The sequence below is a fragment of the Acidobacteriota bacterium genome (assembly GCA_012517875.1).
In the GTDB taxonomy this organism is placed as follows: domain Bacteria; phylum Acidobacteriota; class JAAYUB01; order JAAYUB01; family JAAYUB01; genus JAAYUB01.
In genome coordinates this window covers 1-25974 of record JAAYUB010000047.1, presented here as the reverse complement: position 1 = coordinate 25974, position 25974 = coordinate 1, and the positions used below count along the sequence as shown (strand labels likewise).

The window sequence follows — 25974 nt, the reverse complement described above, 5'->3', positions numbered from 1 at the left end:
AATTGCGCTGTGTTCATTGTGACACAACGACACTGAGGGGTAAAGGGATTCAAACCCCATGCCGCCGCCTGCCCTGCAGGCCGGCTGCCAACTCAAGCCGATCCGGACCGCTGCACCGGAGTGACGGCGACTTTGTGACCGGCGGCACAAATCCAGCAGATAGTTATTGTCGTCTATGGTTTTAATCATACAATAGTCGTCGGATACTCAGATTGAAATCTGCACCGACGCGAAGATTTTTCGCCGGTCGGGGTGCTGAACCGGATGTCCATGGAACGAGACGGCAAGGCCACCGCCCATAAGCTGCGCATCACCGCGGTGATCCTGGTCACCGCCTTCGCCACCCTGCTGGTGTTCAGTCAGTGGTGGGGCCGCAAGTTTCGCGCCGACCACACGGTGGGCATCCTGATCGAGAACAAGTTGCGCATCACGGGCGTGACTCCCGGCCTGCCCGCCGAGCGGGGCGGTCTGCTCGTGGGCGACCAAATCGTCGCCGTCAACGGCCAGCCTGTGAGCAGCAACTCCGAGTACGACCGCGCCGCCGCCGGATACCAAGCGGGTCAGCCCGCCCAGCTGCAGGTCCGTCGGGGCGACGAGACACTGACGTTCACCATCCGGCCGGGCGTCGAGTTTCCCTGGGGAGAGTTCATCGAGAGCCTGGCCATCGTGCTGGCGTACCTCGGCATCGGCATCCTGGCGTTCCTGCTTCCGCCGCCGGACACCCGCAAGTTGCTCCTGTTCATGTTCACCGCGGCCATTGCCTTCGAATTCGCCCTCCCGCCGTTCAGCCTCATCGGCAGCCCCATGGTGGAACTGGCCACCGGCGTCCTGTTCTACCTGTTCACCGGCCTCCAGTTCGCCACCGAACTGCATTTGGCCAGCTCCATCCCCGACGTCCACCCGTGGATAGCCAGGCGCCCGTGGCTGATCCGCCTGTTCTACGTGGTCGGAATCGGCCTCGGTGTCTATGCCGCCCTGACCATTCTGAATTTTGTGCTGGGCTGGCAGTCGTTCCTCGGGGCGCTGCCGTTCGGCGGTTACATCATCGATTACTACCTGTTCCCTGTCTGGGCGCTGTCGCTGTTGCTCCTCCTCGGCACCCAGGCGATCCGGTATCCGACGCCGCTGGGTCGCCACCAGGCGCTGCTGGTCCTGCTCGGCACCTCGCCCTGGCTGCTCTATGCGCTCTACACGTCGACATCAGGTCTGTTCGGCCTACCCCTGCCGGAGTGGCTGGAAACGTACTGGCCGCTCATCGTCTTCCCCTTCCCAGTGGCGATTTTCATCGCCATGTACCGCTACCAGCTGTTCGACATCCAGGTGGTGGTGCGCAAGGGGCTCATGTACTCCGCCCTCACCGGCGCGCTGGTGCTGATCTTCTACGGTTCGCTGGGCGCCGGCAGCTTCCTGCTCACCCGCCTCCTGCCCGGCGGCACGTCATCCATCTGGCTGTTCGCAGGCACGGCCCTGGTGCTGGGCCTGGTGTTCCAGCCGCTGCGCGAGGTGTTCCAGCACATGGTGGACGCGCGGTTCTTCCCCGAGCAGCGGGCCTTCCGCCAGCAACTGCTGGACCTGGCCAGCCAGCTCCCGGCCCACGGCAAGGTGCCCCGGATGGGCCGCCACCTGGTGGCCCAGCTTCAGGAAATCTTCGAGCTCCGGTCGGCCGCCGTGCTCTCGCTGGACCCGGCCACCGGCATCCTGTCGCCGCTTGCGGCCGTGGTGCACGCCGACGAGCCCATCCCCGCCGGTGACCCGCTCATCATCAGCCGGCAGGATCCGGGCATCGAGCTGTTGAGCAAAATTCAGCGGCCGCTCCCCGTGGAGCGCATCACGGCCAAGGAGACGCGCCTGGCCGGCCTGCTGGAGCATTACGGCACCGCCATCGTCGTGCCGCTCTTCGGCGCCCAGGCGCTGAGCGGCCTCCTGCTCGTGGGCCGGAAGCGGAGCGGCCAGCAGTTCCGGGCCGAGCAGGTGGATATGCTGAGCTTCCTGGCCCGCCACGTGGGGATGGTATTCGAAAACGCCCGGCTCTACGAATCGGCCACCTATGACAGCCTCACCGGCATGCTGCGGCGGGAGGCGGTCTTCGAGCGGCTGGCGCAGGAGATCCGGCGCGCCACCCGGTACGGCCGGCCGCTGGCCGTGGGCATGGCCGACATGGATTTCTTCAAGTTGGTCAACGACAACTTCGGCCATCCCACCGGGGACATCACCCTCAAGCGCGTGGCCCAGGTCCTCACCGGGGCGCTCCGGGGCACCGACTTCGTCGGCCGGTACGGCGGCGAAGAGTTCCTGCTGATCCTGCCCGAGACCGACCTCCGCAGCGCCACCGAGGTCGCTGAACGGATCCGCGGGGTCATCGAAGCGATGGTGTGCCAGTCTCCGGACGGCACGCCCTTCCGGGTGACGATCTCCATCGGCATCGCCACGCTGTCGCTGGAGAGCGGCGACGAGCAGGGCGCCCTCGACCAGCTGGTGCAACAGGCTGACGAGGCGCTGATGGCGGCCAAGGCCCGCGGCCGCAACCGCATCGAGACGTACCCCGTCACAAGCACCGACTGAGCCATTCACTCTGATCGGTCCTATGAACCGACCGCCGGCTCACCGCTGGCAGCGGGGACAGAAGTGTGTGGAGCGCCCCCCGAGCACCACGCGGCGGATGGTCGCACCGCAGGCGGGACACGGCTGGCCGGTGCGGCCGTACACCCGGAACTCGTCCTGAAAGCGGCCGCCCCGGAAGACATGGTCGAGGCTGGCGCCGCCCAGCATGATCCCCCGACGCAGGGCCCGGCGGATGGAGCGGTAGAGACGGCCCAGCTCGGCGTCGCCCAGGGTTTCCACCCGGCGCCGGGGATCGAGCCGCGCGCCGAAACAGCTCTCGTCGGCGTAGATGTTGCCGATCCCGGCGATGAACTCCTGGTTCAGCAGCAACGGCTTGAGGCGGCCCCGCCGGCCGCGGAACAGGGCGCGGAAATCGCCGGCGGAAAAGGTGGCCGGCAGCGGCTCCGGGCCCAGCCGCCCCACCACCTCGACGGGATCGTCCGCGAGGTAGACGCGGCCGAACTTGCGCGGGTCCTCGAACCGGAGCTCGCATCCGTTGTCCAGGGCGAACACGGTGTGCGCGTGCCGGCTGCGGCACTCGCCGGCGGGGACCACCTGCAGGTTGCCGCTCATCTTGAGATGGATCAGCAGGGCGCCGCGGTCCAGGTGGAAGATGAGGTACTTGCCGCGGCGGGACAGCGCCGTCACCCGCCGGCCCGGCAAGCCGCGCGCCACCGCCGCGGCCGACGGCCGGACCGCCCGGGGCCAACGGACCGTGACTCCGGTGATGACGCGGCCCGCCACGGCCCCCTGCAGGCCGCGGACCACGGTTTCCACTTCGGGCAGCTCCGGCATCGCGCCTCCTCGCCGTCGCTACTTCGCCAGGTCGAGCCGCAGCCGGAGCAGGTCGGCCACGGTGGGGCGGCCGTCGCCGTCCCGATCACCGGAGCTGCGACCCGCGGCCGGCGTCGTGGGGTTGCCCGCCAGCGAGCGGGCGAGCAACGGCGGATCGGCCGCCGTCAGCCGGCCGTCGCGGTCCAGGTCGGAGCGGGCGGCGACCACCGCCGCCAGAGCGTCGATCCGCCCATGGCCGTAAATCGCGTTGGGGATGTCCCCCCCGGAAAATCCCTCGCAGTCCTGCGCGTTGATCAGACCCACGGCCGACCGGGCGATGAGCGCCTCCAGCCAGTCCACGTCGCCGGCGGTGTCGGGGTTGGCGCTGATCACCAGCGCCACGAGCCCCGCCACGTGGGGGGCCGCCATGCTGGTGCCGGACATCACCCCGTACCCGGCGCCCGGCAGGCACGACGTAACGCTGACGCCGGGCGCGGCGATGTCGGGCTTGAGCCGGTTGCTGTCGTCGCGGGTCACCGGCCCCCGGCTGCTGGATGAGGCGGCCACGTCGTCGCCGTCGGCGGATCCCACGGTGAACACCGCGTCGTAAATGGCCGGCGGATCATACACCGAGCCGCAGGCCGGGCCCGAGTTGCCCGCCGACACGGCCATGAAGATTCCCGCGGCGCGGACGTTTTCCACCGCCAGCAGCAGCGCCGCCGGATCGCTGCACCCCTCCGACGCGGTGCAGCTGTACGAGTTGTTGATCACGTGGGGCGCCCGGGCCGGATCGGGATCCTGCCCCGCCCCGTCGGTGGGGGCGACGAACCACTGCAGACACTCCATGTAGGTGGCCGGCGTCCCCCAGCCTGCGTTCATGTTCCGGCAACCGATCCAGGTGGCCGCCGGCGCCATGCCCACCACCGCGCCCGCGCCGTCGTCGCCCGCCATGGTGCCCATGGTGTGGGTGCCGTGGCCGTTGTCGTCACACGGTTCGGGCGCGTCGGCGCCGCAGGAGCTGCCCGCCGCGTGCACCGCGTCGTGCCAGTTGTGGTCGTGCGTCGCGGCGGCGCCGTCCCAGCCGCGGTATTGGCGGATCAGCGCCGGGTGATCCCAGTCATAGCCGGTGTCGGCGCCCGCCACAACGGCGCCCTGTCCGCGGGCGCCGGCCGCCCACGCTTCGGGTGCGCGCGTCTTCAGGATCCCCCACGGGATATCGACGGTCTTGTCCGTGTGCCGCGCTTGCGGGACCGGCAACGCCGGCGCCGCCGGCGGATTGGCCTCGACCAGCGCCACGTCGGGGTGCGCGGCCGCCGCCGCCACCGCGTGGTGACCGCCGCGGGCCCAGATGAAATTGGCGATCCAGAACGGCCGCACCTCGGCTCCCGCGGCGCGGAGCGCTTCCACCACCGGGGCCTGGGTGAGCGCCGCCGTCTCGCGGAGCCGGCGATGCACCCACGCCGTCTTCTGCGCGTGGGTGGCCAGCCGGCGGGAGCCGGACAGGTCGGCCTGCTCCGACAGTACCACCAGGAACTCCCGCGGCGCCTCGCCCGGCGCCGCCACCTCCGGATCCACCTTGTGCCGCCAGTCGTCCGCAGGGACGGCCTCGCCGATCGCACCGGCGCAGAACGCCACGCAGCAGGCGCCGGCGGCCAGCACAGCCGGGATTCTGTTCATGGGCGTGCTCCCGCTTCGTTCATTCGGCCGATTATAACAGAAGAAAAAAGCCGGTGGACGGGAGGCGTCACCGGCCGTAAATGGGTAGCAAACATTGTCTGGGGTGTTAGATGATGCCGATCGGAAAAAAGTTGAAGATCACGCGATCATTATCGAGGCTCGAGACTCGAGGCTAGAGGCTCGTTCCCTTAACGCGGTCATCGGACCTGGAAACCAGGAACCGGGAACCGGGATCCGATGTCCAATCCCCCGACCCTAAAAATCCTTCGTGTATTGTGTGCCTTAATGGTGAATGAGATGCAACCGATCACCGATACTCGCGGTCCGACAGGCCGCGAAAGGCGATGTAGCGCTCGATCTCGTCGTTGTAGATCTTCATCACCCAGCCCAGGACGTAGGCGTCGTCAAGCCAGCCGATCCCGATGATCACGTCCGGGATGATATCGAGCGGGTTGAGGAAATAGAGCAGCGCCGCACCACTCACGGCATAGACCTTCCAGCTCGTCTTGAACGACTTGTCGAACAGCAGGTCGAAGAAGAGCCGCGCCCGGCGGAGCAGCCGGTTGATGTAGCCCACGTCGCGGTGGGCCCGCTCGAGTTGCGCCAGTTTTCCCGGCAGCTTCCGGGCGATGTACTCGCGGTCGCTGTCGTCGAACGACTCGGCCATCTGCTGCAGGGGCCGGGGCACTGCCTGCTGGTTGTCGTCTTGGGCCATGGCGCATCCTCCTTGTGCCTGTCAGGATAGCGCAAATTGCCGCAAGTTTCACGCGTCCCGCGGCTCGGTGTGGACAACCACCCGCGCCACGCCGGACACGCGCGCCTTCAGGAAGCGCTCCATGCGCTCGGTCAGGTCGTGGGCGTCGCGGATGCCGGTCCCTGGGTCGAGGGCGCAGTGTAGCGAGACCGACAGTCCATCAGCCAGCCGCTGGACCTGCAGGTCATGCGGTTGCGCCGCGATGGCCTCGCCGGCCAGGAACTCGGCGATCGCGTCGTGGATGCGGCCGGCGGGAATGGCCTCCGCCCGGCAGGCCGCCGAGCCGTCGCCCACCGGCTCCAGGTGGGTCACCACGTCAGCGATTCCGGGCAGCTCCCGCCGCAGGGCCTGCTCGAACCGGTCGGCCTGGCCGTGGGCCTCGTCCAGGCTCAGCCCCTCGTCCACCTCCAGGTGCAGTTCCACCGACCGCCTGGCGTCCCGCTCGTAGAACCGCACCGCGTGGGCGGCCAGGCCCAGACGGGATGCTTGGAGGCGCACCGCGGCCACCATCCCCTCAGTCCCCGCAGCGTCGGGTTCCACGTGGACGACGACGTCCGCCCGGGGATGGGCGTCCCGGATCGCCGTCTCCACCGCGTCGGCAATGGCATGGACGCGCTCCAGCGGCAGTCCCGACGCAGCCGCCACCGTCACGTCGGCGAACAGGTCAGGCCCGCTCCGCCGCACGCGCAACTGGATCACCCGCGCCACGCCGGGCACGCTCCGGATCAGGCCGGTCATCCGTTCGGGCAGGTCGCGGGGCACGGCGTCCAGCAGGTCGCGCACCGACCGCAGCCCGAGCTGGAAACTCACCCACACCACGATCACCGCCACGCCGAGTGCCGCCAGGGCATCCATCTTCTCGAGCACCGGCAGGTGGAACGCGGCGGCGGCACGCACCCCGGCCAGGCCCACCAGAACCACCAGCGACGAGTAGATGTCGGTGGAAAAATGGAGCGCGTCGGCCTCCAGAGCCTGGCTCCCGTACTTTTCCGCCACCCGCCGCAGGGCCCGGGACCGTGACACGTCCACGACAATGGACGTGATGACTACCAGGAACGCCCAGACGCTGGCGTCCACCACCACCGGCTCCGGGCTGAACAGCCGGCGGAAGGCCTCATAGATGATCCAGGCGCAGGTCAGGAACAGGAGCAGTGTCTCGAACAGCGCCGACAGGTTCTCCACCTTGCCGTGGCCGTAAGTGTGGTCCCGGTCGGCCGGATGGCCCGACACACGGACCGCCCAAAGCGTTACCGCCGCCGCCACCAGGTCCAGGCCCGAGTGGGCCGCCTCCGACAGGATGCCGAGGCTGTTGGTCCAGATGCCCACGCCCAGCTTGATCCCGGTGAGGAAGACGGCCGCAAGCACCGAGCTCAGGGCCACGAGGCGCTTTTCGCGATTGGCCGCTTGTCGCTGAAGATCCGTGGATTCCACCCGCGTCACTCCGCCCGACTGCATTCCCATGGGGGTTCATGAGATGGGACGGCGTTTATCTTACGAGATGCCCACGGGGAATGCAAGGCGGCTGTTGACGGACGGTTCGCCGGCGCCAACCGGCTAACATTACAGCGGCATTGCTCATACAAATACGTCCCGGACCCCGACTACAGCGTCTGCGCTCCCCTGGACCGCCTGCGCCGTGGAGCTCACCGGCGAGGCGGTCACGCTGAAGATCATCCAGCCGCGGGCGGACCACGGCATCCGCATCAGCGGACTGGACGACCGGGAACTCGTCCTGGCCACACTCTCCGCCTGGCTCGGGATGGACGCCTCCGCCGCCTCGGCCAAGGCCTGGTCGCGGCCGGCGCCGTCCGAGAACGAGACGCTCGAAACGCCCCCTCCGCCGCGGCCGGCTGAGTGTCCCGGGTCCCTGAAGCCCCGTACCTGTCAACGCCGCCAAATGAGCCGCCCGCAGCATCTTAACCGCCATGAACCGCGCGGCCGTGGCCCTGTCTGCAAAAAAGTTGCAAGCCGGCCGCACCGCCGCCGTCTCTAAAGTGACCGCGCCGATGATCCGTTTCCCCGCCGGACGGGTCAAATAGTTACCAAACGGCGCCACCGCCACCAGGAGGACCCCGATGAGACGCATTTCCCACCTCGCCCTGATCATCTGCATCGCCGCACTGGCGGCCAGTTTCGCCCCGGCCGACGGGCTCATCATCGCCCCGCACCCGCATCCGGGCCCGGGTCAGCCGTACGCATTCGCGCCGCTGGCCGTCAAGTACCACCACGTCACCGTCACGATCACCGACCAGGTGGCCGTGACCGAAGTGGACCAGTCATTCTTCAATCCCACGTCCGCCCGGCTGGAGGGGACGTACATCTTCCCGATCCCCGCGGGCGCCCAGATCGACCGCTTCGCCATGGATATCGACGGCAAGATGACCGAGGCGGAACTGCTCGACGCCGCCAAGGCGCGGCAGGTCTACGAGGACATCGTCCGGCGCATGCGCGACCCGGCCCTGATGGAGTACGCCGGGCAGGGGCTGTTCAAGGTGCGCATCTTCCCCATCGAGCCGCGCAGCGACAAGCGCGTGCGCCTGAGCTACACCCAGGTGCTGCGCCAGGAGAGCGGGCTGGTGGAGTATGTCTATCCGCTGAACACCGAGAAGTTCTCCGCCCAGCCCGTCGGCAGCGTCTCCGTCAAGGTGGCGTTGAGCAGCACCCACGACCTGCAGTCGGTCTACTCGCCCAGCCACCCCGTGGAGGTGCGCCGCCCCGACGCCCGCCATGCCGTGGCCGGCTATGAGACCAGCAACGCGCGGCCCGACACCGACTTCCAGCTCTTCTACTCCACCCGGCCCGACGGAGACGTGGGTCTGAGTCTCCTCGCCAGCCGGAACGGCGACGACACCGACGGCGGCTACTTCCTGCTTCTGGCGTCGCCCTCCGTCCGGCTCGCCGGCGAGCAGATCGTCCAGAAGGACGTGGTGTTCGTCCTGGACACCTCCGGCTCCATGGCCGACGGCGGCAAGCTGGACCAAGCCAAGCGGGCGCTCCAGTTCTGCCTGCAGAACCTCAACGCCGGCGATCGCTTCGAGATCGTCCGCTTCGCCACCGAAGCCGAGCCGCTCTTCAGCCGGCTGGCCCCGGCGGACGCGGACCATCTGGCCAAAGCCGCCGCCTTCGTGAAGGAGCTCAAGCCCATCGGCGGCACCGCCATCGAGGACGCCCTGGCCGCGGCGCTCACCCCCGCGGCGGGCGCGGGCGCCGCCGACCGGCCGTACGTGGTGGTGTTCCTCACCGACGGCAAGCCCACCATCGGCAGCACCGACGAGAAGCAGATCCTGGACCGGGCCCGCTCGGCCGCAGGCGGACGGGCGGTGCGGGTGTTCTGCTTCGGCATCGGCACCGACATCAACACCAAGCTGCTCGACCGCCTGGCCGAGGAGACCCGCGCCGCCAGCCAGTACGTGCTGCCCAGCGAGGACATCGAGGTCAAGGTGTCCAACTTCTACGCCAAGATCAGCATGCCCGTGCTGGCCAATCCCAGGCTGGAAGTGTCCGGCCCCGTGAAGATCGCCAAGACCTATCCCACCGCGCTGCCCGATTTGTTCAAGGGCGAGCAACTGGTGCTGTTCGGCCGCTACACCGGCAGCGGCGCCGCCACGGTGAAGCTGAGCGGCTCCGTCAACGGCCGCGCCCGCACCTTCACCTACGCGGCCGAGTTCCCCGCCCGCGACGCGGCGCACGGCTTCATCGCCCGCCTGTGGGCCACGCGCCGGGTGGGCTTCCTGCTGGACCAGATCCGCCTGCACGGCGAGAGCGCCGAACTGCGCGACGAGGTCACCCGCCTGGCCCGCCTCTACGGCATCGTCACCCCCTACACCGCCTACCTCATCGTCGAGGATGAGAGCCGGCGCAACGTCCCGGTGACCAGCCGCACCCTGCAGGCCATCGACGGAGACGAGAAGCTGGTCACCGAAACCCGCCGCCGCTACAAGGAGATGAAGGACGAGTCCAGCGGCGCCGGAGTGGTGGGCGGCGTCCAGTCGAACAGCACCCTGAAGCAGGCCGAGGTCGTCTCCGCCCCGGCGGAGGCCAACGATCACGCCCGCAAGGGTTATGCCGGGACCGCCGCCCCGGAGCGCACGCGGGTGGACCAGGCGATCAGCGCCCAGGCCAGCCGCTTCATCGCCGGCCGCAACTTCTTCCAGAACGGCAGCCAGTGGATCGACGCCAACGTCCAGGCCAAGCCCGGCGCCCGGCGCGTCCAGGTCAAGTTCAACTCCGCCGAATACTTCGACCTGATGGGCAAGCACCCCAGCATGCCGCAGTGGCTTTCGGTGGGCCGCAACGTCCAGGTCGCACTCGACGATACGGTCTACGAAATCGTGGAATGAACCGCAACCGACATCATGAATGCTAAGGAGACGAACATGAACACCCGAACCGCCCGTCACACCCTCCTGGTCCTGGCGCTGCTCCTGGCGGCTGCGGCCGCCCCGGCCGCGGCCGCCGTCCAGGCCGACACGCCCGCCGCCGCCGCGGAGGCGCCCCGGATCGAGGTCTGTTTCGTGCTGGACACCACCGGCTCCATGGGCGGCCTCATCGAGGGGGCCAAGCTCAAGATCTGGTCCATCGCCAACCAAATGGTTTCAGCCAAACCGACGCCCAGGCTCAAGATCGCCCTCATCGGCTACCGCGACCGGGGCGACGAATATGTCACCCGCTTCTACGACCTGAGCGAGGACATCGACGCCGTCTATGCCAACCTCCAGAAGTTCCAGGCCGGCGGCGGCGGCGACACCCCCGAGTCGGTGAACCAGGCGCTGCACGAGGCCGTGGCCAAGGTGGCCTGGAGTGCCGATCGGGGCGTGCTCAAGATCATCTTCCTGGTGGGCGACTGCCCGCCCCACATGGACTACCCCGATGACGTCAAGTACCCGAAGACCTGCGAGGCTGCCGTCAAGAAGGACCTGATCATCAACACCGTCCAGTGCGGCAATCACGGCGAGACCACCCCCGTCTGGCAGGACATCGCCGGCCGCGCCGAAGGGAAGTTTGTGGCCATCGGCCAGTCGGGCGACATGCAGGTGGTGAGCACGCCCATGGACGCCGAGCTGGCGAAACTCAACGCCGAAGTCGGCCGCACCCTGGTCCCCTATGGCAGCGAGAGGAAACGGGGCGAGGTCATGGCCAAGCAGGTGGCCGCCGAGGCCGCCGCCGCGCCCGCCGCGGCCGACCGCCTGGCCTACAACGCCAGCACCGGCAAGGCCGTTCAGGGCGGCGGCGACCTGGTGGACGACCTGAAGGACAACCGGGTCAAGCTCGAGGAGGTAAAGGCGGACGAACTCCCCGCCGAGATGAAAAATCTGACCAAAGAGCAGCAGGCGGCCTACCTCAAGGCCAAGGCCGAGGAGCGCCGGAAAATCCAGGCCCGAATCGCCGAGCTGGTGAAGAAGCGCCAGGAATACATCAACGAGGAGATGCGCAAGGCGGCGGGCAAGGGCGGCTTCGACGAGCAGGTGCGCGCCATCGTCACCGAGCAGGCCAAGAGCAAGGGCATCCAATACGCCACCGGCGACAAATGAGCATCGCCGTCCCGGCGGGCGGCGCGGTCGTCCGCCGGGGACCTACCTCCCTACCCATGGCTTCGGGGCGGACACCGGGTCCGCCCCGTTTTTTTTATCGCGGCGCCAACATGCGCCGCTATTCCACCGTGAATGAAGCATCGCCCAGCTTGGCGCCGCCGGCATCGAGCACCTCGACCCGCCAGGCGCCGGTGCGGTTGTGAAGCGTCTTGTAGGCGTGGGTGCGCCAGCGCGCTCCTTGCCGGACTGCCAGGGTGGTCCGGCCCGCTTCGCGCTCGTCGTGAAACCAGACGACGGCGATCTCAGTGTCCACCGCGACCTCTTTCAATTCCACGAAGGCGAACACCTTCTCGGTAGTGGCGGGGAACGTGTCTGCCTCGCCCACCGGCTCGCGGTTCTCCACGTTGGCGCAGACGACGAACCGGTCCAGTTTCACCATGGGCCCGGCGACCGCCTGGGCGGCCGCCGCGCCGGCCAGCAGCGCCAGCGCCGCTGTCAGAAACGCGCATCGCGCAACGTGTTTCATGGTTGCCTCCTCCGCCGATCCTGCCCCCGCAGGGGTGTGGCCTCCCTCATAAACCAACAGGGCGGCGATGTCAAGGGCGGCCGGCCCAAGTTTGCCGTTGAACGCCACCGTAGGTCTGCCTACAATGGCTGTCTCAACCGGCCGACTGCGCGTCGCCGTCGCGTCGGATGCCGCCTCGCGAGGTCGCCAGAAGCCGCTGCCATGAAAGCCAGCTTCATCATCTTTTTTTCTGTTTTTTTCATTCTGTACTTCCTGCTGAACGCCTACATCTTCCGGCGCGGCTGGCAGGCCCTCCCCGCCGGCTCGCCGTGGCGGATCGTCGTCACGGTGGTGTTCGGACTGGGCGCGGCGGCGTTCATCGCCGGCCGCCTGCTGGAACGCACCGACTGGATCGGTCCGGCCACGGTGCTGGTCTGGGTGGGCTCCTTCTGGCTGGCGCTGATGCTGTATCTCATCCTCGGCGCGGTGCTGGTGGACCTGTTGCGCTTGCTGCACCGCTGGTTCCACATCTTGCCGGCGGCGGTGACGGACCATCTGCCCTGCGCCCGCCTGGTTGCCTTCGCCGCGGTGTTGGCGGCCGCCGCCCTCACCGTGGGCTTCGGCTTCTGGAATGCGCGCAGTCCGCAGGTGCGCCGCCTGGCCGTGACGATCCCCAAGGTGGTCGAGGGCCGGACGAGTCTGCGGATCGCCATGGCGTCGGACATCCACCTGGGCACCCTCGTGGGTAACTCACTCGTGGGCGACCTGGTGACCGCGGTGGCCGGACTGAGACCCGATCTCATCCTCCTGCCCGGCGACATCGTGGATGAGGACCTGGAGCCCGTCATCCGCCAGGACCTGGGCCGGCAGCTGCTTCAGCTGCGCGCGCCGCTGGGCGTCTGGGCGTGCACCGGCAACCACGAGTACATCGGCGGCGCCGAGCCGGCGGTGCGGTACCTGGAGGCGCACGGCATCCGGGTGCTGCGCGACGAGGCGGTGGCGCTGCCGGGCGGGATCTGGCTGGCCGGCCGCGAGGACCGCATGAAGGGCCGCTTCACCGGCGCCGAGCGCAGGCCGCTGGCCGAGGTGCTCCGCGCCGCCGACCGCGCCCGGCCCGTGATCCTCATGGACCACCAGCCGTTCCGGCTGGACGACGCGACGCGGCACGGCGTGGACTTGCAGGTGTCGGGGCACACCCACCACGGCCAGCTCTGGCCGCTCAGCCTGATCACCCGTTCGATCTATCCCATCAGCTACGGGTACGGGCGGATTGGCGGCACGCAGATTTACGTGTCGTGCGGCTTCGGCACATGGGGCCCGCCCGTCCGCGTGGGCAACCGCCCGGAAATCGTGCTCATCGAGGTCGCATTCAATCTGCAGAGTTGATCGATGATGGTGGATAGTTGATAGTTGATGGTTGAAAGTTGAAGGTTCGTGCTCGTAATCGTAATTCGTAATCGTGATCGTAATTGAAATCGTGATCGGCGCGTCATCGACGGTGACGGGATCGGATCAATCAGCCATCGCGCCACGATCCCGGCCCGCCAGGGCCGGGTGCGTGCCGAACGCTCAACGATCAACCATCAACGATCAACTATCCGCGAACCTGTGAACTTGGGAACCGGGTCCTGGGTGCTGGGACCTGGAATTCGAACCCTAGGACCCAGGACCCAGAACCCAGGTCCCAGATCCGATTACGAATTGCGAGCACGATTACGAATTACGAGCACGGATACCGTTTCACCGATTCACCTTTCCCAATTCTCCAGAACGCCCGGCAATTCCCCCAGATCCAGGATGGTTCGGAGACCTTCTCCCTCCGGCCGGTCGCCGGTGCGCCGGTTGAGCCACACGGCGCGCAGGCCCGCCTGCCGCGCCCCTTGCACGTCCTTGTCGTAATCGTCGCCCACCATGACGACGCGCGGCGCCACCAGGCCGAGATCGCGCAGGACGGATTCGAAAAACGCCGCGCTCGGCTTGGGGTGGCCGATCCGCCGGTAGCAGTAGACGCGGTCGAGCCATCGATCCAGATCCACCCGGCGCAGGGCGGCTCGGATCTGCGCCTCGTCCGAATCGGCGGCATTGGTGGCCAGCGCCAGCGTCCACGCGGGGTGCAGGGCGGCCAGCGTCTCGGCCGCCCCCGGCAGCGCCGCCAGCTTCGGCCAGCCGATCATCGGCCCACGGCAACCGGGGAAATCCACCATCAAGGTGTCCCCCCAGTCGAAGAGCACGCACCGTTCGCTGCGGTTCACGGCCTCGCTCCGGCGATGAAGTAACTGATCTATTGTATGCCCAAGTGAGAGGCATGGCCAGGGATAGGAGGATGGTGAATAGGTGAATAGGTGAATAGGTGAATAGGTGAATAGGTGAATAGGTGAATGGGAACAGGGATTCATTGATCATTTTTCATTGAAGAATGGTCATTGGTCATTTCGGATTATTGGTTATTGCTTAAATTTTATTGGCTGTCTAGATACGAGTCCATTCGTGCGGTTGATGGAAGATGGGATCCGGGACCTGGGACCTGGGTGCTGGGAACTGGAATTCGGACCTTAGGGCCCAGAACCCAGATCCCAGGTCCGATTACGATCACGATTACGAGTACGATTACGAATTACGAGCACGAAATCCGATGTCCGATTTCCGAAGTCCGAATCGTTCACCACGAAGGCACGAAGGACACAAAGAATTATGAGGGTTCGTGCTCTTAATCGTGCTCATAATGAAATCGTGATCGGCGCGTCATCGACGGTGGCGAGGTCGGATCAATCAGCCATTGCGCCACGATCCCGGCCCGAAAGTGCCGGGCGCGTGCCGGACGCTCAACGATCAACCATCAACTATCAACTGTTGAGAACCTGTGAACGTTCAAACATTCAAACATTCAAACGGTTCGATAACGATTATGAATTACGATTACGAATTACGATTACGAGCACGAACCCTCAACTTTGAGTGAACAGCGACGATCAGGCCTCAGGCCCGGCCGAATCCGGATGGATGCCTGCTGCGTCGATGCCCCGGATCTTGAAGTCGGGATCCATCAGAAAGCTGGAAAACACCGCCATAAAAGCCAGCGCCGATTCGGCCATCAGGGGCTTGTCCTTGTAGAGCTCGTCCAGGCTGCGGTTGCGGGTCTCCTTGTCCTCGTGATCGAAGCGGTACTTGAACAGGCCGTCCAGCCGGTGAGTGGCGCTCGTGGGCGTGACCCGCGTGACGGCGCCCTGCTGGCAGTACGTCATCACGTCCATCAGGATCGCCCGCTGGTCCTGCATCTCCTGCAGGTGGTACATGAAGATGTGCTGCAGGATGCGCTGCGCCTCCGACAGGCTGGTCCGGGCGATGGTGGCGAACAGGCGCTCGCAGGCCGTGTCGATGCGGTCCAGTCCGGCGTCGCGGAGCAGCGAGAGAAACACCGCGTTCTTGAACATCTGGTACAGCCGGCGGGCGCCGTTGATCTTCCCCGGCACCGGGTGGGGTGGTCGCACGCAGAAGCGGGCGCGCGTCTCGGTGAACAGCAGCGCGAAGATCATTTCGTAGCACTCGATGTCGGCCTTGTCGCTGTACAGGTCCATGCGCAGGTCCAGCGTGTTGTCCAACCGGTCGGCCAGCTTGATGCGGACCAGCTCCGGCGTCTGGTGGGCGCGCTCCAGCATCCGGCCCAGGTAGTTGTAGTATTTCTCGCCGGGCTGGATCGCCAGGATCTCCAGCCGCTCGTTGAGGAACCACTCATCCTCGGGCTTGAGCCGGCGGATGAGGGCGGCGTAATGCACCTCCAGCGACCGCCAGGCGTCCGCCGGGTAGCGGTCCGCCGTGATGTCCTCCTGCTTGTCGTGGAAGAGGATGGTGAGCAGGTCGAGGAGGGTGAACTTCTCCACCGCGCGGCTGAGCAGGGCCATGGCGCGGATGGGGTGGATGATGGCGTACGGCCCCAGGCGGCGCTTCGTCTGCCCGTACGCCTCGCCCAGGTAGTGGAGTGCCTCCAGGATGATCTCGTTGTCCGCCTCGTCGAGGCGGTTGCCCACCACCAGGGCCAGAACGGCCCGCCAGTTGATGGGCGAGGCCGACAGCTGGTAGTTGATCGACGCGGACAGGCTCAGGAACTGGTGCGCGTTGATGATCGTCCTCATGCTCGGCACTCCCCGTGATGGACTAAAAACTCAGGCCCGATCCCGTCCAGCCTTCGGCGGGCTCCCCGTTCGGCGGCGCGGCCGGCCCCTCGCCCGGCCCGCGGCGGCCTCTCCGGCGGCGCCGCCGGCGGCGTTTGGCCGGCGGGGCGAACCCGGCGGCCGCGGCGGCGCTCTCCGGCACCGCCTGGCCCTGCAGGAACGACTCCCACCATGCGCACAGCTCCGGGCCGCGGCCCGTGCTCCCGTGGATGAGCCGGAAGTAGGTCCAGGCGTCGGCGAACACCGGCATCCGCAGCAGCCGGGCAGCCCGGCGGCCCTGGTTCCGGTGGAAGCGCCACTGGTTGCTCAGGATGTCCCGGATCCCCAGCCCGACGATGTTGGGGATCCGGACGCTGGGGGCCATCTCGGCCACGAACTCGCCGACGGTCTGCTTGTAGGCCGTCACGGCGCTCATGGGCTCGTCGCCCTGGAGATCGCCGGCCCGCCGTTCGATGAGCGGGCCGAACATGAGGGCGAACAGCAGGGCCAGGTCCACCGCCTCGCCGGCGGCCACGCGGGCGTCCACCCAGTCCAGCACGCGGCGCAGGTGCTCGTAATACCACCCCCCCTCCCCCTCGGGTAGGGCAGCCTGCGCCACCGGGAAGACAAGGGTGAACAGTCCCGTCGCGTGGAGCAGCTCGAAGATGGGGCGGGCCGAGCCGAGCAGCAGCAGCTTGCGGACCTCCTCGAACATCCGTTCCGACGACGCCTTGACGATGAGGCCGCGGTGGGCCAGCAGCGCGGCGTGCGTCTCGGCGTCGAGGGTGAAGCCCAGCGCGGCGGCGAAGCGCACCGCCCGGATCATCCGGACGGGGTCCTCGATGAAGCGCTGGTTCGGGTCGCCGATGGAGCGAATGCGGCGGTCCTGGATGTCCTGGTAGCCGCCGACATAGTCGATGATGGCGAAATCATCGATGTTGTAGAAGAGGGCGTTGAGGGTGAAGTCGCGCCGCCGGGCGTCCTGCTCCGGCGTGCCGAACACGTTGTCGCGCAGGATCTGGCCGTCCTCGCTCTTGACGATGCCGGCCAGCCGCGGCGGCAGCTCCTCCGGTCCGGCGTGCGCCTCAGCCGGCGCGTCATCGGTGTCCTCGACGGGCGAGCGGAACGTGGCCACCTCCACGATCTCATCGCGGAAGTGGACGTGGGCCAGCCGGAAGCGGCGGCCCACCAGGCGGCAGTTGCGGAAGATCTTCTTGATCCGGGCTGGCGTGGCGTCGGTGACCACGTCCATGTCCTTGGGCCGGCGCCCCAGCAACAGATCGCGGACCCCGCCGCCCACGATGTAGGCCGTGTGGCCGTTACGGCGCAGGTGCGCCAGCACCTTGAGCACGTTCGAACTGATATTCCTTCGGGAAATCGGATGCTGCGCGCGGGGGATGATCAGGGGATCGGAGCCGTTCATGCGTTTCGTCTTCGTGAGCGGGCCGCCTCGGCCCGGATGCTCCGTGCCGACGGGACGGCACGTCCAAGTCATGCTACTGGATGGCTGCAGCCCTGTCAATGGGAATGTCGGCCGCAACCAAATGGTAGAGGGAGCAATGGGTGAATGGGTGAATTGAGAACGTTCGCAGGTTCACAGGTTCTCAAGTTCGCAGGTTGGGGACAGTTGAGGATTGATGAATGAGGGTTGGCAACGAAACCCGGATCCCGAGACCCGAACCGGGAGCCCCGAGCCCCGAGCCAAGGTCCCAGAACCCAGGCCCCAAGTCCGATTACGAACACGATTACGATCACGATCACGACTGACGAGCACGATATCCGATGTCCGAAGTCCGATGTCCGCTCCCGGCTCTCAAAGCGAATCGGTCTTGCAATAACGGCCTGAAAGCCGTAGACTGGTATTGTCCAACGTCAACATAATGAACATCATGGCTACCATCATTTTTCAGGAGTCCGACGCATGAACGAAATGATGCAGGACCAGCAAGATCTCATTGCCCAATGGGCATTCGACACCCGGCCCATCCTGGGCCGGTTCCATCTCTGGCTGGACGACGTGGAGGTCCGGTGGCTCAGCGGCGAGCCGGCCAAGGAATTCACCCGGGAGATTTCCTTCCTCGACGGCCGCATGGAGCGGCTCTTCGCCATGGGCGCTGCGGTGACGGCCTTGGGCACCCTGCTTTTCGGGCGCTTCGGCGAGGGTGCCAAGCTCGACAAGGCCGGCCTCAACCAGGTCAAGAAGGATGCCGACGCGATCTCGGCCTACGCGCTGAGCGAGAGCCTCTGGTACCTGACCCGCCAGCTCCCCGAAAACCACGCCATCATGGTCTGCATGGGCGAGGGGCTCATGCCCAAGGCCGGCGAGACCCCCGAGATGGGCTCCAACCCGCAGCTCGGCTTCGGCCGGGTGTACGCGCGCCCCGAAGTGGCGCGCTGGCTGGACCAGCGGGTGGTGCGCATGCTCAACGACCCGTCCTACCGCTGGGAGGATTTCTACGGCGAGATCAAAGCGCGCGGGATCACGGTCTGGGGGGCGGCCATCGACACCCTCGAGAACACCTCCCGCTTCGCCAAGGGGAGTCCCAACGGGGCGCTCACCGTACTGCACCTGTTCAACCAGCCGCTGCGTGTCTCGCGGCCGTACGAGGGCTACGTGGGCAACCTGTTCCTGCCGCGCGAGATCGTGGCGCGGGCGGCCCTCGAGTCCCTGCTCATCACCTTCCGCACCGACCGGGCGCTGGTGGTCCGGGCCATCGAGCAATGCTACCCCGGCATCAAGCGGGATCACATTCACGTCTGGACCCTTCGCGGTAAGAGCCGCGAGCCCCGCATCGGCGAGCTGTGGCGGCAGTGGGCGGCCCAGGGCGTGCACATCATCGACGACGGGTTCGTCCTTCCCTCCGGGCTGGAGGCGTTCACCGAGTCGGGCACCTACGCCCCCACCTATCGCGTGGGCACCTGGCGCGACGCCGGCGGCGACCTCCACCTGTTCCTCGTGGACGGTTACGCTGCGTCGGCCGAGGCCATCCAGGCGGCCAGCCTGGCCCCCATGCTGAACCTCGAGGCCTCGCTGGTCCCCTTCACCTCGCGCTTCGACCTGCCGTACCAGCGCGAGCAGGACGTGATGAGCCTCAACCCCGACGCCGACGACTTCAAGGCCCGTCTGGAGGCGATCATCGGCCGCTCCGCCGACGCCGCCACGGTGCAGGAGTTCCGCCGCCTCATCCACGAGGGGATCGACGCCGGCATCCCGGTGCACAAGCCGCTGATCCACGTGGACGACTTCTTCCCTGAGAAGGAATGGGACGTGCTGGCCGTCTGCGGCTACATGCAGGCGGACCCGTACTCCGGGGCACCGGGCGTGAAGCAGATCGAAACCAACGTGTTCCGGTCCACCGTCCGGCTGGCCGCCCCGCGCGGGGACAAGCTGATCACCTTCACCCTGCGCATGATGGAGACGCCGAACCAGAGCCGGCTGGTGTTCAACCCGCTGCTCAACCGCTTTTTGGCCGGCGAGGACTACGAGACCCGCCCCGTCAAGATCTCGGATTCGGGCCGGATCCGCAACGAACTGCAGACGCTCTGCACCGAGGCCCTCGAGTTCTGCGGCGACGAACACATCCGGATCTACTTCGACCGGATCTTGCCCGAGGCCATCCCCGAGGCGAAGCAGGCGAAGCTGCTGGAGGTGCTCCGCTGGTACAAGCGGCGGCACCCGCTCTGGTTCTCCTGGCTGGAAATCGTGGAGCCCACCGCCCACATCGGCTGACGGCGGCCGGCGGCCGCCGTCAGCGGTCCCAGAACTCGCGGTCCGGGGTGATCTCGTGGATCTCCCCGCTGTAGCCGTACGGCACCCGGACGAAGAGCATCACCACCGCCAGAAACCCGTAGAAGGCGGCCTGGACGGCCAGGACAACGGCCGGCGACAGGGTCGAGAAGCCCATGGCCCCGTAGAACCGCGCCCAGGAAAACGCCAGCCCCTCCTCCAGGTGGCCCCGCGGCGACCAGACGCTGATCTTTACCAGCCAGGCCGCCAGCGTGATCAGGAACAGGGTGGCGTAGTTGCGCATGAGCCGCGCCTTCAGGGCGTGGATGAAGGCGATCTTGAAGCGGGGGTGCAGGAAGTCTTCGGCGACGATGCTGCCCCAGCGCGCGTCGGGGCTCTGGAGGTCGCGCCGCAGGAGCGGGGCGAAGAAGTTCTCCTCGATCTTGCGCAGGCGCGTCCGCCAGACGTCGTAGTAGCGGTAGCGCCGCGCCTCCACCCAGAGCAGCGTCAGGATGATGACGTTGGCCAGGATGATGATGATGTGCGGGTGCTCCACAGCTCCGAACGCATAGCTCAGCGCAGTGACGGTGACCACGATGGCCCAGTTGGTGGTGGTGTCCAGCCGCGAGCGCCAGGTGACCGCCCGCTGCATCTCGCCGCGGTACAGGTGAATCACCGATTGGATGTACTCCCCCCGGGTGAGCGGTTGGTTCTCGAAATTGGGGAAGTTGCTGTCGGCGCGCGCATCGTTCGTCATGATGCCTCCTGTCAGAATGGCCAGAACAACGGTATCAGCGCCACCGACACGCTCAGCAGCAGCGCGGTGAGCGGCGCACCCACCCGGGCAAAGTCGGTGAAGCGGTAACCGCCCACGTCGTAGATCATGGTGTTGGTCTGGTAGCCCACCGGCGTCAGGAACGAGAACGATGCCGAGAACATCACTGCCAGCACGAGCGGCTTGGGCGAGACGCCCAGTTGGGCGGCCAGGGCGAAGGCGACGGGGGCCATCAGGACGGCCGAGGCCGTGTTGGACATGATCTCGGTCAGCACCAGCGTGACCACGGCCAGGAGCGCCAGAACCAGGAGCGGCCGCCCGTCGCCTGCCACGCGGAGCAGGGCGTGGGCGATGCCGTCGGCCGCCCCGCTGCGCTCCATGGCCCGCTCCAGCGGGATGAGGCAGCCCAGCAGCAGGATGATCTTGAAGGGGAGCACGTTGTAGAGCTCCTGGAGCCGGAGGCACCGCGTCAGCAGCATGAGCAGGGCGCCCACGATCACGGCGGTGGTCAGGGGCAGCACGCCGGCGCCCATCAGCACCAGGCATGTCAGGAAGATGCCCACGGCCAGGGGGATCTTGTCCCGGCGCGGCTGGGGCAGCTTGATCCGTTCCAGCATGAGGAAGTCGGCGACGCTGCCCAGCTGATCCATCCGCTGGCGGTCGCCCTGGAGGAGCAGCGTGTCGCCGAAACTCAGCCGAACCCGCCCAACCTTCTCCCGCAGGATTTTGCCGTGCCGCCGCACCGCCAGCGCCACGACGCCGTAGGTGCGGCGGAAATCCGCCTCCTTCAGGGTGGCGCCGACCAGCCGCGACGCCGGCGCCAGGATCCCCTCGGCGAGCACGATCTGCCCCGACTGCAGGGCCCGGTCATCCAGGTGGAAGTCGTGGCGGATGCGCAGGCCGGGCAGCTCGCGCAGCCGGAGCAGCCGGTCCACCGCGCCGTTGACGATGAGCAGGTCGCCGGCGGTGAGCGCGGGTGCCTCTCCGGGCGGGTATTTGTGCTCGCCGCGCACCACCGCCAGGATGCCGACGCCCACCGGCTCCCCGCCGTCGAGCGTCAGGCGCGGACCGGCCGGCTGGCCCACCAACGCCGAGCCGGGCAGCACCTCCACCTCGGCGATGTACTCCCGCAGGCAGTATTTTTCGGACAGCTCCTGCGGCCGGTCCCGGTCGGGGATCAGCCGGACGCCCACCACGGCCATGTACGCCATGCCCACGGCGAAGTACGCCAGGCCGATGCCGGTGATGTCAAACAGGCCGATGCGCCAGCCCCGCTCGGCGGCGAGGGCGCCGACCAGCACGTTGGTGGACGTGCCGATCATGGTGCAGGTGCCGCCGAGAATGGCGGCGAACGAGATGGGCATGAGCAGCCGGGAGAGCGCCAGCCGCGATTTCTCCGCCAGCGAGATGGCGATGGGGAGCTGCATGGCCACCACGGGGGTGTTGTTCAGGAACATGGACAGCGCACCCGTCGCCCCGGTCAGCATGGCCATCACCCGGCCCGGCGCGTGGCGGGACAGCTTCAGGATGCGCCGGGCGACGATCTGAAGGGCGCCCGTCTTCTCGATGGCCGCGCTCATCACCAGCAACCCCGTGACGGTGACCGTCGCCGGGTTGGAAAAGCCGGTCAGCCCCTCCTCAGGCGTCACCGCCCCCGTCACCAGCAACGCCGCCAGCACCAGCAGGGCGGTCAGCTCAACGGGCAGCGCTTCGGTGAAGAAGAGGACCACGGCGCCCGTGACGATGAGGAACAGCAGCAGCATCGGCCCTCCTGTGCCGGACTCCGGCCCGCGCTCAGTCGCCGAAGCAGATGCCCAGTTCGCGGGCGGTGAGGATGGAATCGCAATCCAGGGGGACCGACTTCATCCGGCTGGTGGCCGCCTCCAGGGGCACGTAGCGAACCGTGGGCGGGTCCAGCGCCACCATGCAGCCGCACCGCCCTTCGGACAGGCCCCGGATCGCCGCGGCGCCGAATCGCAGGGCGATCAGCCGGTCGAAGGTGGTGGGGCTGCCGCCGCGCAGCAGGTGGCCCAGCACCACCAGGCGGCACTCCTTGCCGGTGAGCTGCTGGAGTTGATCGGTGACGATGGCGCCCACGCCGCCCAGACGCTCCAGCCTGCCCACCTCCTTGGAGACCACGGTCACCGTGCCGTCCTTCGGCTTGGCGCCCTCGGCCACCACGACGATGGAGAAATGCCGGCCGCGGGCCTCGCGCTGGCGGATCTTCTCGGCCACCTGGGCCAGATCGTACGGGATCTCCGGGATGAGGATGGCGTTGGCGGTGCCGGAGATGCCCGTGTTCAGGGCGATCCAACCGGCATAGCGGCCCATCACCTCCACCACCATGACGCGGTGGTGTGCCTCGGCGGTGGAATGGAGCCGGTCGATGCACTGGGTGGCGAACGACACCGCGGTGTCGAAGCCGAACGTGATGACCGTCTTGTCCAGGTCGTTGTCGATGGTCTTGGGCACCCCGATGACCTTGAGCCCCCTGCGGACCAGCTCCATCGCGATGGTCAGCGAACCGTCGCCGCCGATGGCCACCAGGGCGTCGATCCCCTCCCGGCCGAAGTAGTCGACAATCTCGCCGGTGCGATCAACCTCCCGGAGCTGGCCATCGGGGCCCGGCATCGGGTACTTGGTGGGGTTGCCCCAGTTGGTGGTGCCCAGGATCGTGCCGCCCAAGTGGGTGATCCCGCGCACCGAGTCGGCCGTCAGCCGGATCACGCCGCCGTTCGGGTACTTTTCCGGACTGAGGATGCCGTGGTAGCCGTCGCGGATGCCCCACACCTCCCAGCCGCGGTTGAGCGCGGCGATGACCGCCGCGCGGATCACCGCGTTGAGTCCGGGCGCGTCGCCGCCGCCCGTGTTGATGGCGATCTTTCGGATCCCGGCTCCGGCCATGGCCACCTCCAGCCCCGAGTCTTGGTGAGCATCGAACGCGTTGCGACCATTCTACCACACGCCGCTCCCGCCGGGACTCAGGGCCCGTTCGTGATCGTGATCGTGATCATGATCGTGGCTCGAGGCTCGCGGTCATCGGAATTCGGATTGCGTGCTCGTAATCATGATCATGCGCGTTAGCGTCAGCAACGGGATCGGATCCGACACCCCTTTCGTCACGCGCCCGGCGGGCCGGGGTCGTGGCGCCAGGCACGATGGTGATGGCTCCCACCAACCGGAGATCCAGTCCGGCCCTGCGGGCCGGGCGCCCGCCTTCGAGAATCATCGTGTCAAAATCGGGCGATGTTTCGATGTGTGCAGGTTCACAAGTTCGAAATGGTTGATGGCTGATCGTTCATGGTTGCTCCGTCTCCCGTCTCCCGTCTCCCGATTCTCCGACTCGCCGATTGTCAATACCCGATGCATCCCTCCGTGCCCTCCGGGTCCTGCGCGCTGAATCAGCCGTCCCGCAGACTTCGGAGCTCGGGGGGCGACGCTCGACCGGCGAGCTCCGGACAGTCCGGCCGCGTGGCGTCACCCTGTTGACAAAATCCCCGCAGATCGGCAAGATAGTAGACATACATCCGGGCTGCTACAACGGGGAGATCATGACTCAGTCAAAACACACCGTGTGGCTGTGGGTGTTCTGCGGTCTGCTAGTCAGCGCATCCGGCGCCTCATTCGTCCAGGCCGGCTTCCTCTATGTGCTCAATGACGTGAACGGAGGCCCCAACCAGCTATACGGCTACGGCGTGAACGAGGCGGACGGAACGCTGACGCTGCTCTCCGGTTTTCCCATGACCACCGGAGGAAACGGTTCCCAGAACCTGATGTGCCAGCGGATGTGTTTCGATCCCGCCCACGCGCGGCTGTACGTCATCAACGGGGGATCCAACACCCTGAGTGCCTACTCGGTCAACCTGGACAACGGCTCGCTCACTCCTATGCCGTTCAGCCCCCTGACTCTGCCACCCGGGCCGGCCGATCCGGTGAACCGCTGGGCCTGGGCCGCGGTGGCCGTGCATCCGTCCGGTTCGCCCTTGGTGGTCGCCCGGGACCAACTCGATCAAGCGGTGGAGCCGGGCCAACTGGCCAGCTTCGTCATCACCGCATCAACCGCCGCGCTGTCCGCCGACAGCCCCTGTTTCGTGGGAAACGGGGTGTTCCCGTACGCACTGGCGTTCAGCCGCGATGGGACGTCCGTCTACACGGGCGGCAACCGGGCCACCACGCTTTTCGCCGGCTTCGGTGTGAACGCGACCACGGGGGCGCTCAACCCTCTGCCCGGCTCCCCCTTCACCAGCGACGGCCATTGGCCGCTGGCTTACGCGACGGACGGCCGGGGCCGGCTGTTCATGTATTCGTATCACAACCAGACCGTCGGCCAGAGCGAGGCGTACACCCTTGCGGCCGGCGTCCCCACGGCGGTTTCCGGCAACCCCTTCGTCTCCGGACTCGATGATGGGATCTTCGGCATCCGCCATCCAGCCGGCTATTACATGGTCGTCGACCGGACCTACAGCAGGGTGGGGGTGTTCCGGATCACCGGCGCCGGCGCCGGCACGCTCCTGACCGCCGTGGCCGGCTCGCCCTTTCAGGCGGGCGGCATGGGGTCCACGGCGATGGCTCTCAGCCGGGCGGGCACCCACCTGTTCGTCGCCAACACCGGCCACCGGAACGTGACCACCTTCGCTGTGAATCCCTCGACGGGAGTGCTGACCAATCTCCGCACGCAGCCCCAAAACACCCTCGGCGCCGGCGGCTACCTCACCGGGATCGCCTATGCCGCCCCGCCGCTGCTCGGGGATCTGAACCTGGACGGGGCGGTCGACGCCATCGACGCCGAGCTTCTCGCCCGGCTGCTGGCCGACAGTCTGGTCGAGACGGAGATCCCGGCCTCCTGGAACGGCGACATGAACGCTGATGGTCTCCTGGACGTCCTGGACCTGGCCCTGCTGGAGCTTTTCATCGGGCTTTAGATTTCGTGCTCGTAATCGTCATCGTGATCGTGACCGAGCCGTTTGAAAATTTGAAGGTTGGAACGTTCCCAGGTTCCCAGGTTCCCAAGTTCACAGGTTCTCAAGTTCGCAGGTTGGAAACGGTTGATCGTTGAGCGTTCGGCACGCGCCCGGCCCGCCAGGGCCGGGATCGTGGCGCGATGGCTGATTGATCCGACCCCGTCACCGTCGATGACGCGCCGATCACGATTTCGATTACGAGCACTAACCCTCAAAATGCTTTGTGTCCTTCGTGCCTTCGTGGTGAATGATTCGGACTTCGTAAATCGGACATCGGAATTCAGATGGCGTGCTCGTAATTCGTAATCGTACTCGGACCTGGGTTCTGGCACCTTGGCTCGCGGCTCGGGGCTCGGGGTTCGTTTCCAATCCTCACCCATCAACCCTCATCTATGAGAAGAGCGCTCCCGTCAAGACAAAACACACCCTTCCCCTGGAGAGGGGCGCGTTCTGTCTGGACGTGGTGATTGCTTCCGGAGTCACAGACTATATTGCTCCTGTCTACCAATCTGGATGCGGCC

Annotated in this window: 18 protein-coding genes; 7 read left to right on the top strand and 11 right to left on the bottom strand. The window is 67.0% G+C overall.

The window, feature by feature from the left end:
• Positions 1-264: 264 nt before the first annotated feature.
• A complete protein-coding gene (locus tag GX414_05730; GenBank protein ID NLI46591.1) occupies positions 265-2562 on the top strand; it encodes a diguanylate cyclase in 2298 nt (765 codons plus the stop codon).
• A 39-nt stretch (positions 2563-2601) separates the two neighbouring features.
• On the opposite strand, the gene mutM is transcribed toward GX414_05730, so the two are convergent.
• The 4 genes from mutM to GX414_05710 all read right to left on the bottom strand — a co-directional run bounded on the left by mutM (position 2602) and on the right by GX414_05710 (position 7261).
• The gene (gene mutM, locus GX414_05725; protein ID NLI46590.1) at positions 2602-3396 is read right to left on the bottom strand and encodes a bifunctional DNA-formamidopyrimidine glycosylase/DNA-(apurinic or apyrimidinic site) lyase; all 795 of its coding nucleotides are present in this window, start codon (positions 3394-3396) and stop codon (positions 2602-2604) included.
• Between the two features lie 18 nt (positions 3397-3414).
• Positions 3415-5052 carry a S8 family serine peptidase gene (locus GX414_05720; GenBank protein NLI46589.1) on the bottom strand — a complete coding sequence of 546 codons (1638 nt, stop codon included), beginning with the start codon at positions 5050-5052 and terminating at the stop codon, positions 3415-3417.
• 307 nt (positions 5053-5359) lie between these two features.
• Positions 5360-5767, bottom strand: coding sequence for a DUF1232 domain-containing protein (locus tag GX414_05715; GenBank protein ID NLI46588.1), 408 nt, complete (start codon positions 5765-5767; stop codon positions 5360-5362).
• Between the two features lie 48 nt (positions 5768-5815).
• Positions 5816-7261, bottom strand: coding sequence for a cation-efflux pump (locus GX414_05710; protein ID NLI46587.1), 1446 nt, complete (start codon positions 7259-7261; stop codon positions 5816-5818).
• 181 nt (positions 7262-7442) lie between these two features.
• Between GX414_05710 and GX414_05705 the strand changes: the two genes are divergently transcribed.
• The 3 genes from GX414_05705 (at position 7443) to GX414_05695 (ending at position 11337) form a co-directional block, all read left to right on the top strand.
• Positions 7443-7799 carry a hypothetical protein gene (locus GX414_05705; GenBank protein ID NLI46586.1) on the top strand — a complete coding sequence of 119 codons (357 nt, stop codon included), beginning with the start codon at positions 7443-7445 and terminating at the stop codon, positions 7797-7799.
• Between the two features lie 82 nt (positions 7800-7881).
• Positions 7882-10146 (top strand): VWA domain-containing protein, encoded by a 2265-nt coding sequence (locus GX414_05700; GenBank protein ID NLI46585.1) that lies wholly within the window; start codon positions 7882-7884, stop codon positions 10144-10146.
• Positions 10147-10182: 36 nt separating this feature from the next.
• Entirely contained in the window at positions 10183-11337 is a 1155-nt protein-coding gene (locus GX414_05695) for a VWA domain-containing protein (protein ID NLI46584.1), read from the top strand.
• Between the two features lie 118 nt (positions 11338-11455).
• On the opposite strand, the gene GX414_05690 is transcribed toward GX414_05695, so the two are convergent.
• Complete coding sequence (locus GX414_05690) at positions 11456-11863, bottom strand: DUF2914 domain-containing protein (protein ID NLI46583.1); 408 nt, start codon at positions 11861-11863, stop codon at positions 11456-11458.
• 201 nt (positions 11864-12064) lie between these two features.
• Between GX414_05690 and GX414_05685 the strand changes: the two genes are divergently transcribed.
• Entirely contained in the window at positions 12065-13228 is a 1164-nt protein-coding gene (locus GX414_05685) for a metallophosphoesterase (protein NLI46582.1), read from the top strand.
• A gap of 362 nt (positions 13229-13590) precedes the next feature.
• On the opposite strand, the gene GX414_05680 is transcribed toward GX414_05685, so the two are convergent.
• From GX414_05680 to pcnB, 3 genes are all read right to left on the bottom strand, one after another.
• The gene (locus tag GX414_05680) at positions 13591-14046 is read right to left on the bottom strand and encodes an HAD family hydrolase (GenBank protein ID NLI46581.1); all 456 of its coding nucleotides are present in this window, start codon (positions 14044-14046) and stop codon (positions 13591-13593) included.
• A gap of 765 nt (positions 14047-14811) precedes the next feature.
• The gene (locus tag GX414_05675; GenBank protein ID NLI46580.1) at positions 14812-15972 is read right to left on the bottom strand and encodes a hypothetical protein; all 1161 of its coding nucleotides are present in this window, start codon (positions 15970-15972) and stop codon (positions 14812-14814) included.
• A gap of 22 nt (positions 15973-15994) precedes the next feature.
• A complete protein-coding gene (pcnB, locus tag GX414_05670; protein NLI46579.1) occupies positions 15995-17413 on the bottom strand; it encodes a polynucleotide adenylyltransferase PcnB in 1419 nt (472 codons plus the stop codon).
• A 510-nt stretch (positions 17414-17923) separates the two neighbouring features.
• Here pcnB and GX414_05665 point away from each other — a divergent pair.
• Positions 17924-19720 carry a hypothetical protein gene (locus GX414_05665; protein ID NLI46578.1) on the top strand — a complete coding sequence of 599 codons (1797 nt, stop codon included), beginning with the start codon at positions 17924-17926 and terminating at the stop codon, positions 19718-19720.
• A 19-nt stretch (positions 19721-19739) separates the two neighbouring features.
• Here GX414_05665 and GX414_05660 read toward each other — a convergent pair whose 3' ends face one another.
• The 3 genes from GX414_05660 to GX414_05650 are packed head-to-tail and all read right to left on the bottom strand — an operon-like array spanning position 19740 to position 23396.
• Positions 19740-20474, bottom strand: coding sequence for a DUF2270 domain-containing protein (locus tag GX414_05660; protein ID NLI46577.1), 735 nt, complete (start codon positions 20472-20474; stop codon positions 19740-19742).
• Between the two features lie 11 nt (positions 20475-20485).
• On the bottom strand, positions 20486-22255 hold the full coding sequence (locus tag GX414_05655; GenBank protein NLI46576.1) for a TRAP transporter large permease subunit: 1770 nt from the start codon (positions 22253-22255) through the stop codon (positions 20486-20488).
• 31 nt (positions 22256-22286) lie between these two features.
• Positions 22287-23396, bottom strand: coding sequence for an ATP-dependent 6-phosphofructokinase (locus tag GX414_05650; GenBank protein ID NLI46575.1), 1110 nt, complete (start codon positions 23394-23396; stop codon positions 22287-22289).
• 647 nt (positions 23397-24043) lie between these two features.
• Between GX414_05650 and GX414_05645 the strand changes: the two genes are divergently transcribed.
• Positions 24044-25414, top strand: a complete 1371-nt coding sequence (locus tag GX414_05645) for a beta-propeller fold lactonase family protein (GenBank protein ID NLI46574.1) — start codon at positions 24044-24046, stop codon at positions 25412-25414.
• Positions 25415-25974 lie beyond the last annotated feature (560 nt).

What these genes read in the sequence shown, in the direction of transcription:
- GX414_05730 (NLI46591.1), top strand. Translation starts at nt 265, where the DNA reads ATGTCCATGGAACGAGACGGCAAGGCCACCGCCCATAAGCTGCGCATC.
- mutM (NLI46590.1), bottom strand. Translation starts at nt 3,396, where the DNA reads ATGCCGGAGCTGCCCGAAGTGGAAACCGTGGTCCGCGGCCTGCAGGGG.
- GX414_05720 (NLI46589.1), bottom strand. Translation starts at nt 5,052, where the DNA reads ATGAACAGAATCCCGGCTGTGCTGGCCGCCGGCGCCTGCTGCGTGGCG.
- GX414_05715 (NLI46588.1), bottom strand. Translation starts at nt 5,767, where the DNA reads ATGGCCCAAGACGACAACCAGCAGGCAGTGCCCCGGCCCCTGCAGCAG.
- GX414_05710 (NLI46587.1), bottom strand. Translation starts at nt 7,261, where the DNA reads ATGCAGTCGGGCGGAGTGACGCGGGTGGAATCCACGGATCTTCAGCGA.
- GX414_05700 (NLI46585.1), top strand. Translation starts at nt 7,882, where the DNA reads ATGAGACGCATTTCCCACCTCGCCCTGATCATCTGCATCGCCGCACTG.
- GX414_05695 (NLI46584.1), top strand. Translation starts at nt 10,183, where the DNA reads ATGAACACCCGAACCGCCCGTCACACCCTCCTGGTCCTGGCGCTGCTC.
- GX414_05690 (NLI46583.1), bottom strand. Translation starts at nt 11,863, where the DNA reads ATGAAACACGTTGCGCGATGCGCGTTTCTGACAGCGGCGCTGGCGCTG.
- GX414_05685 (NLI46582.1), top strand. Translation starts at nt 12,065, where the DNA reads ATGAAAGCCAGCTTCATCATCTTTTTTTCTGTTTTTTTCATTCTGTAC.
- GX414_05680 (NLI46581.1), bottom strand. Translation starts at nt 14,046, where the DNA reads ATGGTGGATTTCCCCGGTTGCCGTGGGCCGATGATCGGCTGGCCGAAG.
- GX414_05675 (NLI46580.1), bottom strand. Translation starts at nt 15,972, where the DNA reads ATGAGGACGATCATCAACGCGCACCAGTTCCTGAGCCTGTCCGCGTCG.
- pcnB (NLI46579.1), bottom strand. Translation starts at nt 17,413, where the DNA reads ATGAACGGCTCCGATCCCCTGATCATCCCCCGCGCGCAGCATCCGATT.
- GX414_05665 (NLI46578.1), top strand. Translation starts at nt 17,924, where the DNA reads ATGCAGGACCAGCAAGATCTCATTGCCCAATGGGCATTCGACACCCGG.
- GX414_05660 (NLI46577.1), bottom strand. Translation starts at nt 20,474, where the DNA reads ATGACGAACGATGCGCGCGCCGACAGCAACTTCCCCAATTTCGAGAAC.
- GX414_05655 (NLI46576.1), bottom strand. Translation starts at nt 22,255, where the DNA reads ATGCTGCTGCTGTTCCTCATCGTCACGGGCGCCGTGGTCCTCTTCTTC.
- GX414_05650 (NLI46575.1), bottom strand. Translation starts at nt 23,396, where the DNA reads ATGGCCGGAGCCGGGATCCGAAAGATCGCCATCAACACGGGCGGCGGC.
- GX414_05645 (NLI46574.1), top strand. Translation starts at nt 24,044, where the DNA reads ATGACTCAGTCAAAACACACCGTGTGGCTGTGGGTGTTCTGCGGTCTG.